General features: G+C 42.4%; 8 protein-coding genes and 2 pseudogenes. 6 read left to right on the top strand and 4 right to left on the bottom strand.

Features of this window, described 5'->3' with window-relative positions:
* Positions 1 to 735: 735 nt before the first annotated feature.
* Complete coding sequence (locus DXA15_RS21465; protein ID WP_007656613.1) at positions 736 to 1,179, top strand: hypothetical protein; 444 nt, start codon at positions 736 to 738, stop codon at positions 1,177 to 1,179.
* 8 nt (positions 1,180 to 1,187) lie between these two features.
* The gene (locus DXA15_RS21460; protein WP_007656615.1) at positions 1,188 to 2,402 is read left to right on the top strand and encodes a sodium ion-translocating decarboxylase subunit beta; all 1,215 of its coding nucleotides are present in this window, start codon (positions 1,188 to 1,190) and stop codon (positions 2,400 to 2,402) included.
* Between the two features lie 102 nt (positions 2,403 to 2,504).
* Here the strand turns inward: DXA15_RS21460 and DXA15_RS21455 are convergent, their stop codons facing one another.
* Both DXA15_RS21455 and gyrA read right to left on the bottom strand, forming a co-directional pair.
* The gene (locus tag DXA15_RS21455) at positions 2,505 to 3,725 is read right to left on the bottom strand and encodes a lipopolysaccharide assembly protein LapB (protein ID WP_128135383.1); all 1,221 of its coding nucleotides are present in this window, start codon (positions 3,723 to 3,725) and stop codon (positions 2,505 to 2,507) included.
* Positions 3,726 to 3,765: 40 nt separating this feature from the next.
* Positions 3,766 to 6,341: pseudogene (gene gyrA / locus DXA15_RS21450) on the bottom strand (DNA gyrase subunit A).
* Between the two features lie 221 nt (positions 6,342 to 6,562).
* Between gyrA and DXA15_RS21445 the strand changes: the two are divergent.
* On the top strand, positions 6,563 to 9,124 hold the full coding sequence (locus DXA15_RS21445) for an ATP-dependent Clp protease ATP-binding subunit (RefSeq protein WP_128135382.1): 2,562 nt from the start codon (positions 6,563 to 6,565) through the stop codon (positions 9,122 to 9,124).
* 111 nt (positions 9,125 to 9,235) lie between these two features.
* Positions 9,236 to 11,287, top strand: a complete 2,052-nt coding sequence (htpG, locus tag DXA15_RS21440; RefSeq protein ID WP_128135381.1) for a molecular chaperone HtpG — start codon at positions 9,236 to 9,238, stop codon at positions 11,285 to 11,287.
* A 559-nt stretch (positions 11,288 to 11,846) separates the two neighbouring features.
* Here htpG and DXA15_RS21435 read toward each other — a convergent pair.
* Entirely contained in the window at positions 11,847 to 12,251 is a 405-nt protein-coding gene (locus DXA15_RS21435; RefSeq protein ID WP_128135380.1) for a DUF234 domain-containing protein, read from the bottom strand.
* Between the two features lie 140 nt (positions 12,252 to 12,391).
* Positions 12,392 to 13,573, bottom strand: coding sequence for a VWA domain-containing protein (locus tag DXA15_RS21430; RefSeq protein ID WP_128135379.1), 1,182 nt, complete (start codon positions 13,571 to 13,573; stop codon positions 12,392 to 12,394).
* Positions 13,574 to 13,783: 210 nt separating this feature from the next.
* Here DXA15_RS21430 and DXA15_RS21425 point away from each other — a divergent pair, with 210 nt between their 5' ends.
* Both DXA15_RS21425 and DXA15_RS21420 read left to right on the top strand, forming a co-directional pair.
* Positions 13,784 to 15,424, top strand: coding sequence for a histidine kinase (locus DXA15_RS21425; RefSeq protein WP_233567512.1), 1,641 nt, complete (start codon positions 13,784 to 13,786; stop codon positions 15,422 to 15,424).
* Between the two features lie 107 nt (positions 15,425 to 15,531).
* Positions 15,532 to 19,390: pseudogene (locus DXA15_RS21420) on the top strand (TIM-barrel domain-containing protein).
* Positions 19,391 to 19,526: the final 136 nt, after the last annotated feature.

Genomic DNA, 19,526 nt, shown 5'->3' with positions numbered 1-19,526 from the left:
CATATAAGTAGAGTTTGTTATTTGTTTGGTCCGTATGTAACTGTGAAGTTATATACGGATTTTTTATGCCTGAATAGTTCCTGATATCTTTTTGTTACTATTTTTTATAATTACCATTATGTTTAATAGGATTGTAAGAAGTTATCCTGGGACTATCCCACGCAAATTATTTTCAACTTTTATTGACAAAATTATGTTGTATGTTAAATAACTATTCTAACTTCGCACCGCGATGAAAAAAGTATTGTTGATAGTGTCGTTTCTGTTTCTGCTTCTTTTGAATATGCAGATAAAGACTGAAGATGAAAATATTTTGTCTCCTGAGAAAACGACTTTTGTTTGCAGTAAGGAAAAACATCCATTCCAGGACGAGTTAAAGAATTATGATTTAAGTCAAAGCTATCATTCAGTCTATTGTCTTACTACTCGTAGTCAGGTGTTGCCAACCCGATGCGAACGTCCGTTTAAAGTGACTACCCGTCTTTTGGAGTTGTTTCTTCAGAAGGAACAAAATATTCTGAATAAAGTATCTGAAACATTTTTAATATCACAATCTGTAAAATTCTCCACTCTTCGTATACGATCAGGCCATTGGGTCTACGTACTACGGAAAATAATTATTTAGTTTAACATCTTTCTTTTTGTTCTTTTTTATTGTCTGCACGTGAATTGGCAGATAATGACTAATCATGTACCCTAATTAAGGTATTATATTGGATTTTAAATTAAATAATTATGTTAAGTCTATTACTTTCAACCCTTGAAATGATGGCTCTGACCTTCATTATCGGTTTTGTTGTTGCCGGTGTAATCAAGCTTATTGCTGTTTGGGCCGACTCCCTGGAATTTCACCATTCCCACAGTGATGAACTGATGCAATTCGGCAAACTAAATAAATTGCGTGCCAAAATTGGTGAAATATTAGGGCTGGATGTGGTAAATAATGAAGAAGATGTGACTGATGACGAACGCGAAGAATTCCGTCGTGGCGTAAACAGCGATCTTCTCCATATAAAACCGTCCGGATATTATCATGGCGTAAGTCATGGCGCTTCTCATTTGGATCTGATGGATTATTACTATCCACAGGATACTCGCATTATGTACCTCAAAAAAGAGGAACAGCTAATGAGAAAGAACAATACAAACAAAAAGGAGAATCCTTCTATCGAAAAATAAAAACAGATATGGAAAATGTTGATTTTTTTAGTTTGTTCCAAGGCTTTGGAACAATGGTTGCCGGTGGATGGATACTGGCTGTTGCGCGTGTTTTTTTGATTACACTTGGCGGTCTACTCGTTTATTTAGGCTGGAAAGGAGTCCTGGAGCCGATGGTTATGATCCCGATGGGGCTAGGAATGGTTGCAATCAATTGTGGTACTTTAATCATGCCGGAAGGTGTATTAGGTAATTTATTCCTGGATCCTATGCTTTCCGATACAGACGAGTTGATGAATACAATGCAGATTGATTTTCTTCAACCCGTATATACACTGACTTTCAGTAATGGTTTGATTGCCTGTTTCGTGTTTATGGGTATTGGAACATTACTGGATGTGGGCTTTCTGCTTCAGAAGCCTTTTGCCAGTCTTTTCCTGGCTCTCTGTGCGGAATTGGGAACTTTTCTGACGTTGCCTATTGCCAGCGCCTTTGGTTTGTCTTTAAGTGAGAGCGCTTCTGTTGCGATGGTTGGCGGTGCAGATGGTCCGATGGTTTTGTTTACATCCCTGATCCTGGCCAAACATTTATTTGTTCCTATTACTGTTGTTGCTTATTTATATCTGGGACTGACCTACGGAGGATATCCTTATCTGGTCAAACTCCTGATCCCGCAGCGTTTGCGTGCCATAAAAATGACCACTACAAAACCTCCCAAAAACTACGATGCTAAAGTTAAACTGGCTTTTTCTGTTATTTTGTGTGCTGTTTTATGCTTTTTATTCCCTGTGGCCTCTCCCCTTTTCTTTTCATTGTTCCTGGGCGTTGCCGTTCGCGAATCAGGCATGAAGCATATTTATGATTTTGTCAGTGGTCCGTTATTGTATGGTTCGACTTTCATGTTGGGGCTGTTATTGGGTGTATTGTGCGATGCTAAGTTGTTACTCGATCCCAAGATCTTGAAATTATTGGTATTAGGAATTACAGCATTGTTATTGTCTGGTATCGGAGGTATCATTGGCGGATATATCATGTATTTCATTAAACGCGGAAATTATAACCCGGTAATCGGTATTGCTGCTGTCAGTTGTGTTCCTACTACTGCCAAAGTAGCGCAGAAACTGGTAAGTAAAGAGAACCCGGACTCTTTCATTTTAGGTGATGCGTTAGGTGCTAATATTTCAGGTGTTATTACGTCTGCAATTATTACAGGTATTTATATAACGATTATCCCTTATCTGTAAAGGGCTGTATCCACTACGATAGAAAATAGCTGTTCCCGAGTATAAACACAAAAATAGCCATCTCAACAGAGACGGCTATTTTTATATATAATGAAATGATTATTATTTGTTCATTTCAGCTTCGATAGCTTCCAGTTCCGGACCCATGTTCAGATTATAATAGATACCTCTTAAAGCAACCATATATTCTGATTCGCCAGGTTTCATTTCGTGAGCTTTCTGGAAATAAGGAAGAGCTTGTTTGAAAAGATCTTTTGCAATAGTCAATTCTTCCTGATATTTCTTGCTATCATTGATCATGTTAGCTTCACCCTGTTTGTTTACAGCCTGGTTGTAATATATACGTCCCAAAGCAGACATCGATTCAACACTTTCCGGATTGACTTCTAATGCTTTCTTGAATGTTTCTTCAGCTTTAGCGTAATCTTTAGTACCTGTTTCGTAAACAATACCCAGTGCATGATACAACTGGCTTTCAGAAGGTTTCTGTGCAATTGCAGTATTCAGATAACTTATTGCTTTTTCGTTCTGACCTGAACGGATGTAAGTGTCAATCAAACTCATCAGGAAGAAGTCTTCATTGGGGAATTTTGAATAACCTTCTTCAAGAGTCTTAACATGGTTTACACTGTCACCTGCCTGTTGGTATTCGTAAGCCAAATACTGGTAAATATCATTCAGTCTGAAATCTGTGCTCTTTGCGCGTTCCAGAGCTTTGATTGCTGTAGGAGAATCCTGCAATTGAGTAGCTGCAACTGCTGCATAGAACTGAACAGTCATGAAAGTAGAATCTTTTTCAGCAGTCTGAGTTCCTTCGAACATAGGCAGTTCTGAGATTTCCAGATACTGGTTGAAGAAATCGTAAGCTTTCTTATAATCTTTCTGATCGAAATAATAAGCGCCACCATTGAAATAATATACGTGGTCAGCACCTAAAATACTCTTAATGTCTTTAGAATATTTAGGTTTGATTTTACCTTTTTCGTTAGGAAGCTGATCCAGTTCGTAAGCCTTCTTAAAATAAGGAAGGATAGCACCTAATGCTTCGTACATAACCGGTTCATTCGGCTGTTGTCCTAAAATCTGTTTTGTTCTTTCAGCACTGAACTGCTGGTCTTCGATGAAACCTGCAACATACCATGCCTGGGCGTCATCCTTTGTTTCAGGATTTTCCAAAGCACCTTTGATTAAGGCTCTTGCTTCAGTGAAGTCTGCCTTGTCTCCTTTTGCTATTCCTTGCGCCTCCTTAACGGCTTTCTTTTGAGCGAAAGAGGCAGATGATGCTGCAACACATAGTGCAACTGTTAATAATAATCGTTTCATTGTGATAGTAATTTGAGATTAATATTTCTATTTGTTTAAATTATTCATTTGTTGTCTCTTCAGTATCATTTGCGATATCTTCAGATCCATCAAAACCGGTTAATTCTTCATTATTTTCATTCTGAGCATCCAGTTCAGCGCTTTCTTCATCTACCTGCTCATCCGGTTCGGACAATACCTTACATACCGAGGCTATTTCATCATTACGTTTACCCAGGTTAATCAGGCGAACACCTTGAGTTGCACGGCCGATGACGTTCAAATCTGTTACTTTCATACGGATAGCGATACCTGACTTGTTAATGATCATGATGTCATTTTCCTCTGTCACATTCTTGATGGCAACCAGTTTACCTGTTTTATCAGTAATGTTGATCGTCTTGACACCTTTACCGCCACGGTTAGTCATTCGGTAATCTTCCACATTCGAACGTTTTCCGTAACCCTGTTCAGATACGACCAGTACAGTATCGGTCTCCTTATTCTTGATACATACCATACCTACCACTTCGTCGGAAGGATCATTATCCAATGTCATACCTCTAACGCCGGAAGCAGTACGTCCCATGACGCGAACCGCACTTTCGTGGAAACGAATAGCCCGTCCGTTACGGTTAGCAATCAATACTTCGTTGTCTCCGTTGGTCATACATACTTCGATCAGGCCGTCGTCTTCACGCAATGTGATCGCATTTACGCCATTCTGACGCGGACGTGAGTATGCTTCAAGCAATGTTTTCTTGATAACACCCTTCTTGGTACAGAACAACAGATAATGTGAATTGATAAATTCGGTGTCAGTAGTCAGCTTCTTCACGCGGATAAAGGCGTTTACTTTATCATCCGCTTCAATGTTCAATAAGTTCTGGATAGCTCTACCCTTTGCATTCTTAGCTCCTTCCGGAATTTCATATACTTTCAGCCAGTAGCACTTGCCTTTTGCTGTAAAGATCAACAAAGTGGCATGCATAGAAGCCGGATAGATATATTCCACGAAGTCTTCGTCGCGTGTTACCGAGCCTTTCGCTCCTACTCCGCCGCGTCCTTGTGCACGGAATTCACTCAGCGGCGTACGTTTGATGTATCCCATGTGGGAAATAGTGATGATCATTTCATCATCGGCATAGAAATCTTCAGGATTCAGTTCTTCGGAAGCATATACGATATCTGTTTTACGTTCGTCGCCAAACTTATCTTTTACTTCTTGTAATTCTCCTTTGATAACGTCCATACGAACATCTTCATTTTCAAGAATCTCTTTCAAACGGGCGATCAACTTTTCAATTTCTTCGTATTCTGCACGCAGTTTGTCCTGTTCCAGTCCGGTCAACTGGCGAAGTCTCATTTCAACGATTGCACGTGCCTGAACATCCGATAAAGAGAAACGTTCCATTAAACGTTCGATGGCTTCGTTCGGGCTCTTGGATGATTTGATGATAGCAATTACTTCGTCGATATTATCAGAAGCAATGATCAAACCTTCCAGGATATGCGCTCTTTCTTCAGCCTTCTTCAGTTCGAAACGGGTACGACGGATAACAACTTCATGGCGATGTTCAATAAAAGCCTTGATCATATCCTTCAGGTTTAACTGTCTAGGACGGCCGTTAACCAAAGCGATATTGTTTACGCTGAAAGAAGATTGCAGGGCAGTCAGCTTATATAATTTATTCAGTACAACGCCTGAATTGGCATCACGTTTCACGTCGACGACGATACGCATACCGTTACGGTCTGACTCATCGTTTACATTAGAAATACCTTCGATACGCTTGTCATTAACCAGGTCGGCTATATACTTGATCAGTTCTGCCTTATTAACAAGGTAAGGGATTTCAGTGATAATAATCTTTTCGTGATTATTTTCTACTTCAATTTCTGCTTTACCACGAAGAATGATACGTCCTCTACCGGTTTCGAATGCTTCTTTTACACCGGCATATCCGTAAATTGTGGCACCAGTCGGGAAGTCGGGAGCTTTGATGTATTGCATCAATCCTTCTACATCAATATCTCCGCGAGCGTCGATATAGGCAATACATCCGTCGAGTACTTCACTCAAATTGTGTGTCGGCATATTGGTTGCCATACCAACAGCGATACCTGAACCACCATTTACCAGCAGGTTAGGAATACGGGTCGGCAATACAGTCGGTTCTTTCAGCGTGTCATCGAAGTTTAACTGAAAATCTACCGTATCCTTCTCGATATCCCGGAGCATTTCCTCGGCAAGTTTACTTAATCTTGCCTCCGTGTAACGCATAGCGGCAGGACTGTCACCGTCCACTGAACCGAAGTTACCCTGTCCATCAACCAACGTATAACGCATCGACATGTTTGTGCCATACGAACCATTGCGAAATAGACGGACGAGTCACCATGTGGATGATATTTACCTAAAACTTCACCAACAATTCTCGCAGATTTTTTATAAGGTTTGTCGGATGTATTACCCAATTCATTCATTCCAAATAAAATACGACGATGAACCGGTTTAAAACCATCCCTAACATCCGGAAGGGCGCGCGAAACAATAACAGACATTGAATAGTCAATGTACGCCGATTTCATTTCCTCCTCGATGTTAATCTTAATAATTCTGTCTTGATCAACCATTTAGTTTTATATTAATTACACTCAATATCTCATCTTTTAAAAAGTGCACTAAGGTAACGCTTTTCCCATTATCACGAAAGTTTTTACGCTGAAATTTTATTATTCAGAAATATTGGGTTTTTCTTAAGGAATAATGGCATGAAATTTGTTAGGTATATATAGAGAGTTTATTAATTTTGCATTCACAGTACATTATTATAATAGATAAGGATTCATATAGTATGAAAAATAATTATTCGAAAAGGCTGATCGACGTTATAGAATATAGCCGCGAAGAAGCCGCCAGGCTTCAGAACAGTTATATCGGGCCGGAACACTTAATGCTTGGTATCATCCGCGACGGTGATGGCAAAGCCATGCAGTTACTGCATGATTTGCATGCCGACGTACTCGATATAAAGAAGAGGATTGAGCAGGAGATCAAAAATACATTTGAAACTGAAGAGTCTGAATTACACGATATAGCCATCAGTAAAACAACTGAACGCGTATTGCGCATGAGTATGCTGGAGTCACGTTTGTTTAAAACAGATGAGACAGGTACGGAACATCTGCTTCTTGCTATTCTGAAAGAAGAGTTCAATGTTGCCGCCAAAGTATTGGGTGAAGCCGGTATAAACTACCGTAACGTATATAACGATCTGGCAAACGGAACAAACATGAACCGTATGGAAGAACTGGAAGAGATAGACGAAATCAGTGACGGTTATACAGATGACGAGGACGATGAAGAAGAAGATTTCTCTTCACGTAAGGAATCCCCCCGCTCCTCTTCAGGTACCGGTGCCGCACAGCCCAAGTCACCGAACGATACTCCGGTATTGGACAACTTCGGTACGGATATGACACGTGCCGCTGCCGAAAACCGCCTGGACCCGATCGTTGGTCGTGAGAAAGAGATTGAACGCCTGGCACAGATTTTAAGCCGGCGTAAAAAGAACAATCCGGTACTGATCGGTGAACCGGGTGTGGGTAAATCTGCTATTGTAGAAGGACTTGCCCTGCGCATTATCCAGCGTAAAGTATCACGTGTGTTATTCGATAAGCGGGTAATCAGTCTGGATATGGCCTCTATCGTGGCCGGAACAAAATACCGCGGCCAGTTTGAAGAACGTATCAAAGCAATTTTGAACGAACTTTCAAAGAATCCGAACATCATCTTGTTTATCGATGAAATCCATACCATTGTCGGAGCAGGATCGGCTTCCGGTTCTATGGACGCTGCCAATATGCTGAAACCGGCGCTGGCACGTGGTGAAATACAATGTATCGGTGCTACGACGCTGGATGAATATCGTAAAAACATTGAGAAAGACGGTGCCTTGGAACGTCGTTTCCAGAAAGTGATCGTCGACCCGACAACAGCAGAAGAGACATTGCAGATCCTGAAAAATATCAAGCCCCGTTATGAAGAACATCACAATGTGATCTATACGGACGAGGCGCTGGATGCTTGTGTAAAGCTGACAGAACGATATATCAGCGACCGTAATTTCCCGGATAAGGCAATCGATGCTCTGGACGAGGCCGGTTCTCGCGTACATATATCTAATATTACAGTACCGAAGAGTATCGAGGAACTGGAAGCAAAAATAGAAGATACGAAAACCGAAAAACTGGCTGCCGTAAAGTCACAGAACTTCGAACTGGCTGCAAGTTTCCGTGATAAAGAACGTCAGTATCTGTTGCAGCTGGAAGCAGCGAAAGCTAAGTGGGAACAGGAATTGCAGGAACATCGTGAAACAGTGGACGAAGACAAAGTAGCCGAAGTGGTAGCCATGATGTCAGGCGTACCTGTTCAACGTATTGCCAAAGCAGAAAATCTGAGACTGCTGGAAATGGCTGACAACTTGAAGAAGCAGGTAGTCGGCCAGGACGATGCCGTCCAGAAGATCGTAAAAGCGATCCAGCGTAACCGTGTAGGATTGAAAGACCCGAACAAACCGATCGGAACCTTCATGTTCCTCGGCCCGACGGGTGTAGGTAAAACTCACTTGGCTAAAAAGTTGGCTGAATATCTGTTTGATTCGGCTGATTCATTGATTCGTATCGATATGAGTGAATATCTCGAAAAGTTCGCGGTTTCCCGCCTGATCGGTGCGCCTCCGGGATATGTAGGTTACGAAGAAGGTGGCCAGCTGACGGAAAAGGTTCGTCGTAAACCCTACTCCGTTGTATTGCTCGACGAGATCGAAAAAGCGCATCCGGATGTATTCAACTTGCTGTTGCAGGTATTGGACGAAGGTCGCCTGACTGACAGTCTTGGCAGACGGATCGACTTCAAGAATACGATCCTGATCATGACTTCCAATATCGGAACACGTCAGCTGAAAGACTTCGGCCGTGGTGTCGGATTCAGTTCGCAAGCAGCCGGCGAAATGGATAAGGACTTCTCTCGCGGCGTGATTCAGAAAGCACTGAATAAAGCATTCGCTCCTGAATTTCTGAACCGTGTCGACGATATCATCATGTTCGACCAGCTTGATAAAGATGCGATCCACAAGATCATTGATATTGAGTTACAAGGACTTTACAAACGTGTTTGTGGTCTGGGCTACGAACTGGTACTTACCGACGAGGCAAAAGATTTCATTGCAACGAAAGGCTACGATGTGCAGTTTGGCGCCCGTCCGCTGAAGCGTGCCATCCAGAAATATCTGGAAGATGAAATGGCCGAGTTGATAATCCGTGCATCCGTTGGCGAAGGCGACAAGATCGTTGTAGACTTCAATAAAGATGAACAGAAAATAGTAACATCCGTACAAAAGAAAGGACAGGAATAAGTCGTTTCTTCCGGTAATAAAGTCAAAATGTCAGATAGAACCTATCTGGCATTTTTTTTGTTTATATCGTAACGTCAAACGAATTATTATAACATTAAAAATATAAACAAAATGGCTAAACAAGGAAACATAGGTGTTACAAGTGAGAACATCTTCCCTATCATCAAGAAGTTTTTGTATAGTGATCACGAAATCTTCCTTCGTGAATTAGTGTCGAATGCTGTAGATGCTACACAGAAATTGAAAACCCTGGCATCTGTCGGTGAATTCAAAGGAGAGCTGGGCGACCTGACCGTTCAGGTTAGTTTCGATGACAAGATCATCAAGATTTCTGACCGTGGTATCGGTATGACAGCCGAAGAAATTGACAAATACATTAACCAGATCGCATTTTCCGGTGCTGAAGAGTTCGTAGAAAAATACAAGAACGATGCAGCCGCCATCATCGGACATTTCGGTCTTGGTTTCTATTCTTCTTTCATGGTTTCAAAGAAAGTGGAAATTGTAACCAAATCTTATAAAGAAGGCGCTGTTCCTATGAAATGGAGTTGCGACGGCACTCCCGAATATACGTTGGAAGAAACACAGAAAGACGACCGTGGTACAGATATTATCCTGTATATCGACGACGAAAACAAAGACTTCCTGAATAAAGACAAGATCAGCGGCCTGCTGACAAAATACTGCCGTTTCCTCCCCGTTCCTATCGCATTCGGTAAAAAGCAGGAATGGAAAGACGGTAAATATGTCGATACCGACGAAGATAACATCATCAACGATATCACTCCGGCATGGGTTCGCAAACCGGCCGATATGACTGATGAAGACTATAAGAAATTCTACCGCGACCTGTATCCAATGTCGGAAGAACCGTTGTTCTGGATTCACTTGAACGTGGATTATCCGTTCAACCTGACCGGTATCCTCTACTTCCCGCGCATCAAGAGCAACCTCGACCTGCATCGTAACAAGATCCAGTTATACAGCAACCAGGTATTTGTAACCGATTCCGTAGAAGGTATCGTTCCTGAATTCCTGACATTGTTGCACGGTGTACTCGATTCTCCGGATATTCCATTGAACGTTTCCCGTTCTTATTTACAGAGCGACCAGAACGTGAAAAAGATCTCCAATCATATCACAAAGAAAGTGGCCGACCGCCTGGAAGAAATGTTTAAAAACGACCGTCCTCAGTTCGAAGAAAAATGGGATAGCTTGAAACTGTTTATCCAGTACGGTATGCTGAGCGACGAAAAGTTCTATGATCGTGGTGCCAAGTTCGCCCTTCTGAAAGACGTAGACGGTAAATATTATACATTTGAAGAATATAAAGCATTGGTGGAAGCCAACCAAACAGATAAGGAAGGCAACCTGATCTATCTGTACACTACGAATGTAAACGACCAGTACAGCTATATCCAGGCTGCTAAAGATAAAGCATATAGTGTATTGATTATGGACGGCCAGCTGGATGTCCATGCTATCAGCCAGATGGAGCAGAAATTCGACAAAACCCGTTTTGTTCGTGTGGACAGCGATACGATCGACAATCTGATCCGTAAGGATAACGTTGGTCAGGTTACACTGAATGAAGACCAGAAGAATGCTTTGCAGGAAATGTTCAAAAGCCAACTGCCGAAGATCGAAAAGACCGATTTCATCGTTACATTCGAAGCATTGGGTGAAAACTCTAATCCGGTTATGCTGACCCAGAGCGAATACATGCGTCGTATGCGTGAAATGTCTGCTATGCAGCCGGGAATGTTATTCTACGGAGAAATGCCTGACAACTACAATCTTGTGTTGAATACCGATCACGAATTGGTTAAGAAGGTACTTTCTGAGGAAGAACAGAACTGCGAAGAAAAGCTGAAACCGATCCAGGCGGACCTGAAAGGCTGGAAAGCACGTCAGGAAGACCTTCGTGAAGCGCAGAACAAGAAAAAGGAAGAAGAGATCACTTCTGCTGAAAAAGAAGATATGACAAACACGAACCATAAGATCGACGAACTGACTTCGCAGCGTAATGCAATCCTGGCAGAATATGCAGGTAGCAATAAGCTGGTCAGCCAGTTAATCGACCTGGCACTGCTTGCCAACGGTATGCTGAAAGGTGAAGCATTGAGCCAATTCATCAAACGCAGTGTTCAGCTGATCGGATAAATAAGTGAGTTACTCACTATGTATAAAATATCATATAAACCGTTCACCTTTCACCTACTTGGTATTAATATATTATTATACAGGTTATTATACAGGTGAAGATAGGTGAATGATTGATCGAAAAGGTGAAGGATTGCTTTAAACCCTTCACCTTTTTTGTTTTATATTACTGCACAGTAATAGCCTGGCTATTATGTATTAACTCAAAAGTCTTTTACTTTTATCTCAAATACTATAACCTACTCTCTTTTCAATACAGGTCGCAAAGCTTGCCGACGTAGGTCGTTAAGGTTTGCGACCTGTATCGGTAAGCTTAACGACCTGCGTCGGCAAGTAAACAAGTCCCTTCCTTCGCCTTAGCTTTCAATAGCTTTGAACTTACTTCCTCGGTATGTATTCATTTATATTTCAAAAGGTGAATGGTTTAAAGTAACCGTTCACCTTTTTCTTTATTCATTCACCTACTATTCACAATTGTAATATCCTGTATAATAATATATTACCATTGTACAGGTGAAGGGTGAACGGTCTTTTACGGAAAAAACTATGTAATTGAAACTTACATATCCTCCATGCTCAACGCACGATATTCAATATCATACCCCCTCAGTTCTTTTTGTATGGAAGTTGCTTTCTGAACCAGTTTATCCAATTTTATATTTTCCTTATTTCGTTTTATTTCTGCTACTATCGCTTTTTTATCAAAATCATCTAAGGCGATCAAATCGATTTCGTTTTCTCCTTTTCGATCCCAATAGCCCCCCAGGTTTGTATATAACATTGGTTCAGATTTGCGTGCTACAAAAAAGTAGAGCATAAGAATTCCTTCTGTCGCTTTAAAAAGGAGCTTTGTTTTTCCAATACGCCTGCGCCCCATTAAAACAGTCATTTGAGCATTATGCAAAGACATCTCTCCTATCTCTTTTAACTGCTTCAGTTCTTTTTCTCTGTTATAAAACTTCATATTATCAACCTTTTATCGTTTTCCGAAACCTGCAGTTCCGAACTGTGCATTTCGGAACTGCAGGTTTCAATACAAGTAAAGAAAGTCAAATTACAGGTATAAAACAACTATTCGATAAATAATATACATAATATTAGTCATTATTCTGCTTCCACCGTATACCCTTTCAGGTTGGCAAATGTCAGGATGGAGCTGTTGATTGCTTTACCCAGATCGTCTCCGCTTTCATCTCCTTCCTTTTTAAGTTGCTCTTCGATATAAGCCTGGCGTTTGATTGCCAGTTCGGCTATTTCTTTTTGGATAGCAGTTCTCTCCTTTTCCTTTTGAGTGATGATGCTCTTTATTTCTTCTGTAGACTTGTTTTGCAGTTCTTTGGGCAGTTCATCCTTTTGGATGCTCGACAAGACGTTTTGGTCTTCTTTCATCTTATCTACCAAGTCCCATGACGTATTTTTGTAAGCTGATCCGGATTTGCTTACGGCACGTTCGGCATAATTGGCCGACGATATTGTGCCGGCATTTTTGTCCTGGGCAATCTGATTCATTTTACGTTCTCTCCCGGTAGAGCCATAACTGACATAAGTATCGTTCAACTTATTGTTGCATAGGATAATCTGCGGGTCAAAAGGTGTTTTGATGGCACGGACAGTCGCATCGGCATTTATATTGAAGAATTTACCGTTTCCTCTCAAAGCGGCATCCTTCCAATAGTCACGGACACCGATTTCTTCATCACCGCAATGGATTGTATTGACAAATATATTCTTCTTCAAGGCATCGGCAATAGCCGTTTTGTAAGAGACAGAACCCTGCGTAAACTCTTCATTGCCGGCAATATAGACCAGTTTCATGTCCGCTTCGTTTCGCCCCCACTCCAACTCTTTTACTGCCCGCTGGATGACTGTACCGCAATACTCTTCGCTTCCGCTGGTTGTCAGGGCGAATAATTCTTTCGAGATCAGGTCGAGATCGACTGTCAACGGGGTTATTTGACGGATATAATCACCTTTATACAGCATATAACTGCCATATTCGTATAAGGCAATCTCTATTTCCGGTGTCTCCCCCTTATATTTTAGCGTCGTGAGTGTATTGACTATATTCCACAGACGGGATTTAGCCTGTTCGATCAGTCCCTGCATGCTGCCGGAAGTATCCAGCAGGATAGCAACCTGTATTTTCGTCTTTTTGGCAGTTACGGCATTTGTGACCGGTGTACTGGCAGGCTCTGCATTCGCTGTTACGTTTCTGGCTTCCAGCATGCAACCTATTGATGTTGTTAATGCTGTGAATAAGACACATAGTAGAATAATTCTTTTCATATTCGGAATTTTTTTAATAGGTTTATGGCTCAAAAATAGAATGTTAATAATTAAGATTCCGGGAAGAATGTGTGAACCGGCGTTTTGAGTTGGTGAAATATAGGATATAAATGTTTTACTTATATTTACTTTACAATCTCAATAAAACATGATATGAACAGACTGATTATATATTTGACAATATGGCTGCTAACAGGTCCCTGCATAACAATGACAGCACAGGATTCCGTTCCTCCTGTCTATCAAAACAGTGCCAGAAAAGCAGTGATGAAACTCTCCACGTCACTGGAAAGCGGAAAGTCGGATTATTCGGTTGCGACGGATTATGAAGCACTGGCAAAAACACTCATGATACAGGGGGAATACGAGAAAGCAATGAATTATCTTATCAGTGCCCGCCAGTTGTTTTACAAAATCAAAAACAATGAAAAGATAGCACGGGTCGACCGTGAAATGGCAAGGATACAGGAGATACAAGGGAAGATACAAGAGGCTATTTTAAGTTATGGCAATGCCGCCCACCTGTCACAGGACACTAATTTTATTGAACTGAATACGAATGATGTGAACCGGTTAAAGAATATCTCAAACCCAGTTGCACAATCTCCTTATATACAGCGAAATATTGAATTACTGAACACCTCCTACAAACCGGAACAACAGGAGGATCGGGTCGCCGCCTTCCATCAGATGGCAAATGTCAACCTGGTCATGGATAATAAGGAAGCCGCCATAGGTAACCTGAACAGCATATTGTCTGAAGTGAAGGACAAACCGGTAGAAACCATCAAGGTACAAAGAGAAATTGCCAAAGTATATGCCGCCGATAGCCAACAGGTAAAAGCTCTCGCCTCCCTTCAGCAATCCTATGATATGGCGTTGAAGGAGGGCCATACGATAGAGGCTAAGAAAAGCCTGGAACAGCTGGTCGAGCAATACAGGAAAGGGAACCAGCAATGGAAAGCCTTGGACTTATATGCAGACTTTATGGAAAAACTGGAACCGCTGGTTAAATCGGACAGCACACTGATAGACCAGAAATTCTTTCAGGCACATGAAGCCCGTATCGCCCAGTTGGAGAAAGAACGTATCCTGAAAGACGAACTGATCAGAAAGAAAAACACCTTCAACTATGTACTGATCGGCTCGATTGTCCTGATCCTTATTTTTCTCGTGTTTATCGTCAAAGCCTGGTATTCCATCAGACGGAAGAATAAAAAGATAGCCCTCCAGTCGTTGCGCCGTGAGATGAATCCTCATTTCATCTTCAACAGCCTGAATAGTGTGAATCAGTTTATTGCCCAAAATAATGAGTTGGAGGCGAATAAGTATCTTTCCTCCTATTCCCGCCTGATGCGGAATATAATGGAAAACTCCAATAGAGACTTTACGCCGCTCTCGACGGAGCTCGAACAATTGAAAGAATACCTCGATCTGGAACACATGCGTTTCAGCGATAAGTTTGTTTACGAGACAGAGGTGGATGAATCGCTTGACACCGACCATATCTCTGTGCCTAACATGCTGATACAACCCCAGTTGGAAAATGCGATCTGGCATGGCTTACGGTATAAAGAGTCCGGTGGCCTGCTGAAACTGTCCGTAAAGCCGGAAGGCAATAGTCTTTGTGTTAAAATCGAAGACAATGGGATCGGACTGAAAAAAAGCAACGAGCTTAAAACCCGGCACCAGAAAGAGCATCATTCACGCGGCCTGACTAATACCCGTGAGCGTATCAACCTATTGAACAGCTTGTACGGTATGCATATCACGATCGAAATTATTGAGAAGGAAGGAAATGATGAAGATACAGGCGTGATCGTCCTGCTCAGATTCCCCCTTATTGTCTGATTGCGCATGAAATTTTGTTATAGGATATATTTATTATTTTTTGCTAATGATAATTATATCCTGTAAGTTTGTTGCTTAAATCATTTATTCGTTAAAACAACATCAACATGAATGACACTATTAGAAAAATGAAACAAAGGAAAGTGCTCATACTCGCTTTGGCCTTCCCCTTGTTTTCACCATTATCCATGCAAGCCATACAAAAAGCCGACAATGTATGTATGGAAATACAGCAGGATAAGAAAATTGTCGGTGTGAAACAGATCAATCCTACGACTGTTGAACTCCTGTTCTCCGATAATCAGAGAATGGCCTTTGACTTTTACGGAGAGAACATCTTCAGAGTATTTCAGGACGTCAACGGAGGGATCATCCGTGATCCGGAGGCCAAACCGGAAGCACAGATCCTGGTCGATAACCCGAGAAAGCCAATATCCCCGTTAACGCTGAAAGAAGATAATAAGACTATTTCTATCAGTACCAAAGAGATCAGACTGGAACTGGATAAAAGCACTTCCCTGTTGAAGGTGACCAATCTGGCAACAGACAAAGTTGTCCTGGAGGAGGTAAAACCGGTTCTTTATGATAAGGGAAAAACAATCCTTACCTTAAAGGAAAATCCCGGCGAATACTTCTATGGCGGTGGTGTACAGAACGGGCGTTTCTCGCATAAAGGAAAAGCGATCGCTATCGAAAACCAGAACAGCTGGACCGATGGCGGCGTTGCCTCGCCTGCCCCCTATTATTGGTCTACCAATGGCTACGGCTTTATGTGGTACACCTTCAAACAAGGTAAATATGATTTCGGTGCAGCCGAAAAAGGGACAGTAATATTGTCGCATGATACCGATTATCTGGATGCGTTCTATATGGTCAATGACGGTGCCGTATCCTTGTTGAACGATTTCTATCAGCTGACAGGTAATCCGGTTTTATTACCGAAGTTCGGTTTCTACCAGGGACACCTGAATGCTTATAATCGCGACTATTGGGTGGAAGACGAGAAAGGTATCCTCTTTGAAGACGGCAAACGTTACAAGGAAAGCCAGAAAGACAATGGCGGTGTAAAAGAATCCCTGAACGGTGAAAAGAACAATTACCAGTTCTCAGCCCGTGCCGTGATCGACCGCTACAAGAACCACGATATGCCGTTCGGATGGCTATTGCCAAACGACGGTTACGGTGCCGGATACGGACAGACCGAAACATTGGACGGGAATATCCAGAACCTGAAAAGCCTGGCTGATTATGCTCATAAGAACGGTGTCGAAATCGGACTTTGGACACAGTCGGATTTGCATCCGAAACCCGAAATCAGTGCTTTATTGCAGCGTGATATCGTAAAAGAAGTGCGCGATGCCGGTGTCCGTGTTTTGAAGACCGACGTGGCCTGGGTAGGTGCCGGTTATTCATTCGGACTGAACGGTGTGGCTGACGTAGGCCATATCATGCCTTACTATGCAACGATGCGCGCCCTTTCATTATCTCCCTTGACGGTTGGGCCGGTACGCAACGTTATGCCGGTATCTGGTCGGGCGACCAGACAGGCGGGCAGTGGGAATATATCCGTTTCCATATCCCGACTTATATCGGTTCGGGATTGTCCGGACAACCGAATATCACTTCCGACATGGATGGTATCTTCGGCGGAAAGAACCTGGCAATGAACACACGCGATTTTCAGTGGAAGACCTGGACGCCGATGCAGTTGAATATGGACGGTTGGGGTGCCAATGAGAAATATCCGCATGCTCTTGGCGAACCGGCAACATCTATCAACCGCTGGTATCTGAAAATGAAATCGGAGTTGATGCCTTATGCCTACAGCATTGCAAAGGAAGCAGTAGATGGTAAGCCGATGATCCGTGCCATGTTCCTGGAATACCCGAATCAGTATACTTATGGTAAAGCAACCGAATACCAGTTCATGTACGGACCATATTTCCTGGTTGCCCCTATCTATCAGGAAACACAGGCAGACGAAAAAGGTAACGATATACGCGACGGCATTTATCTGCCGGAAGGAACCTGGGTAGACTATTTTACCGGAGAAAAATATGAAGGCAACTGCGTTGTCAACAATTTTGCTTCTCCGTTATGGAAGTTGCCGGTATTTGTAAAGAGCGGCGCCATCATTCCGATGACCAACCCTAACAATAATGTTACCGAGATCAATAAGAACCTGCGCGTTTATGAAATTTATCCGGACGGCAACAGTTCGTTTACTGAATATGACGACGATGGCACGACACAAGCCTATTTGAAAGGTGAAGGTGTAACGACCCGGATCGAATCGGAAGTAGGCAGTAAGAATAATGTAACGATTACAATCCGGCCGGCAGCAGGCAGCTTTGACGGCTTCGTAAAAGATAAAGCAACCGAACTTCGTATCAATGTTTCCGAAATGCCGAAAAAAGTGGCTGCCAAAGTTGGTAAAAACAAGGTGAAACTGACGGAAGCCCGTTCGATGGACGAATTCCTGAAAGGTGAAAACGTTTATTTCTATGATGCAACACCCAACCTGAACAAGTTTGCAACGAAAGGAAGCGAGTTTGAAAAGGTAACGATCACTAAGAACCCGCAGTTATTGGTAAAGCTCGCTTCTGCGGACATCACAGCGAACGAAACGAGCATCAGCTTTGAAGGTTACAAATTCGATATGGGTAACAGCCACCGCGTTTCGACCGGTACACTGGCCGCTCCTGTTGCACAGGTCACAGATGAAAACCTGGAAGCCTATTCATTGAAACCGACCTGGAATAAAGTGGCAGGTGCCGACTTCTACGAAATTGAATTCAACAATATGCTGTACACGACTATCAGAAATACAGAATTGTTGTTCGACGGACTGGAAGCTGAAACTGATTATGCCTTCAAGATCCGTTCTGTAAATAAAGACGGTTATTCCGATTGGTCTTCCTTTAATGTGAAGACGAAATCGAACCCGCTCGAGTTTGCTATCAAGGGAATCCGTGGTGAAGTGACTGCCGAAGAACAGGGTGGTTTCGAAATCTTCCGTTTGTTCGACTTTGCTGAACTGGGAGACATGTTCCATACGAAATACCGCAAGAATGCTATACCGTTCGATATGATCATCGACCTGCGCACGGTTAACCAGCTGGATAAATTCCATTATCTGTCACGTCAGGACGGCGGTAACGGAACAATGCTGCGAGGTTTCGTCTCTTACAGTATGGATAAAGAAAACTGGATACCGGTCGATTCCTTCCGATTCGAACGCAACGGTGATGTGAAGACTTTCGAATTCAAGGATAAACCGAAAGCACGCTACATCAAACTGAATGTGACGGAAGGTGTCGGCAATTACGGTTCAGGCCGCGAATTGTACGTCTTCAAGGTACCGGGAACAGAAAGCTATCTGCCGGGTGATATCAACAACGACAAGAAGATCGACAGCAATGACCTGACTTCTTACATGAACTACACAGGTTTGCGTAAAGGTGACAGCGACTTTGATTATGTAAGTGCCGGCGATATCAACCAGAACGGCCTGATCGATGCTTACGATATATCTGTCGTTGCCACTCAACTGGATGGCGGCATAGAAGAACAGGATACAGCAAAAGTAGCCGGAACGATCGGGATCAGCGCTCCTAAACAGTCTTACAACAAAGACGAGATCGTGGAAGTCAAGGTAGCAGGTACAGACCTCAAAGCGGTTAACGCATTGAGTTTCGCTTTGCCGTATGACCAGCAGGATTACGAATTTGTCGGCATAGAGCCGTTGAACCTGAAAGTCATGGAGAACCTTACTTACGACCGTCTGCATACAAACGGCCAGAAGGCTTTGTATCCTACTTTCGTTAATCTCGGTGATAAGGAAGTATTGGAAGGTACAACCGACCTGTTCATCCTGAAGCTGAAAGCAAAACGTAAAGTCAAATTCAATCTGAGGCCATCGATGGCATACTGGTTGATAAAGACCTGAATATGTCTAAGTTCTAAGGACTTGCCATAGATAAAAATTCAGAAGGGGGTGTGTCAAAATGTACATATCCCCTTAATTGTGTTGCAAAGCATGTAAAACAAAGAGTCAAAAAAACGTTATAAACAGAATAAAATGTTTCCTTTGTAGAGTTGT

The organism is Parabacteroides sp. AM58-2XD, from assembly GCF_003463685.1.
GTDB lineage: Bacteria > Bacteroidota > Bacteroidia > Bacteroidales > Tannerellaceae > Parabacteroides > Parabacteroides segnis.
The sequence above is the reverse complement of the archived record's forward strand: the minus strand, read 5'-3'. Positions and strand labels throughout refer to the sequence as shown.

Coding starts and splice junctions, on each gene's coding strand:
- DXA15_RS21465 (WP_007656613.1), top strand. CDS start 736: ATGTTAAGTCTATTACTTTCAACCCTTGAAATGATGGCTCTGACCTTC.
- DXA15_RS21460 (WP_007656615.1), top strand. CDS start 1,188: ATGGAAAATGTTGATTTTTTTAGTTTGTTCCAAGGCTTTGGAACAATG.
- DXA15_RS21455 (WP_128135383.1), bottom strand. CDS start 3,725: ATGAAACGATTATTATTAACAGTTGCACTATGTGTTGCAGCATCATCT.
- DXA15_RS21445 (WP_128135382.1), top strand. CDS start 6,563: ATGAAAAATAATTATTCGAAAAGGCTGATCGACGTTATAGAATATAGC.
- htpG (WP_128135381.1), top strand. CDS start 9,236: ATGGCTAAACAAGGAAACATAGGTGTTACAAGTGAGAACATCTTCCCT.
- DXA15_RS21435 (WP_128135380.1), bottom strand. CDS start 12,251: ATGAAGTTTTATAACAGAGAAAAAGAACTGAAGCAGTTAAAAGAGATA.
- DXA15_RS21430 (WP_128135379.1), bottom strand. CDS start 13,573: ATGAAAAGAATTATTCTACTATGTGTCTTATTCACAGCATTAACAACA.
- DXA15_RS21425 (WP_233567512.1), top strand. CDS start 13,784: ATGACAGCACAGGATTCCGTTCCTCCTGTCTATCAAAACAGTGCCAGA.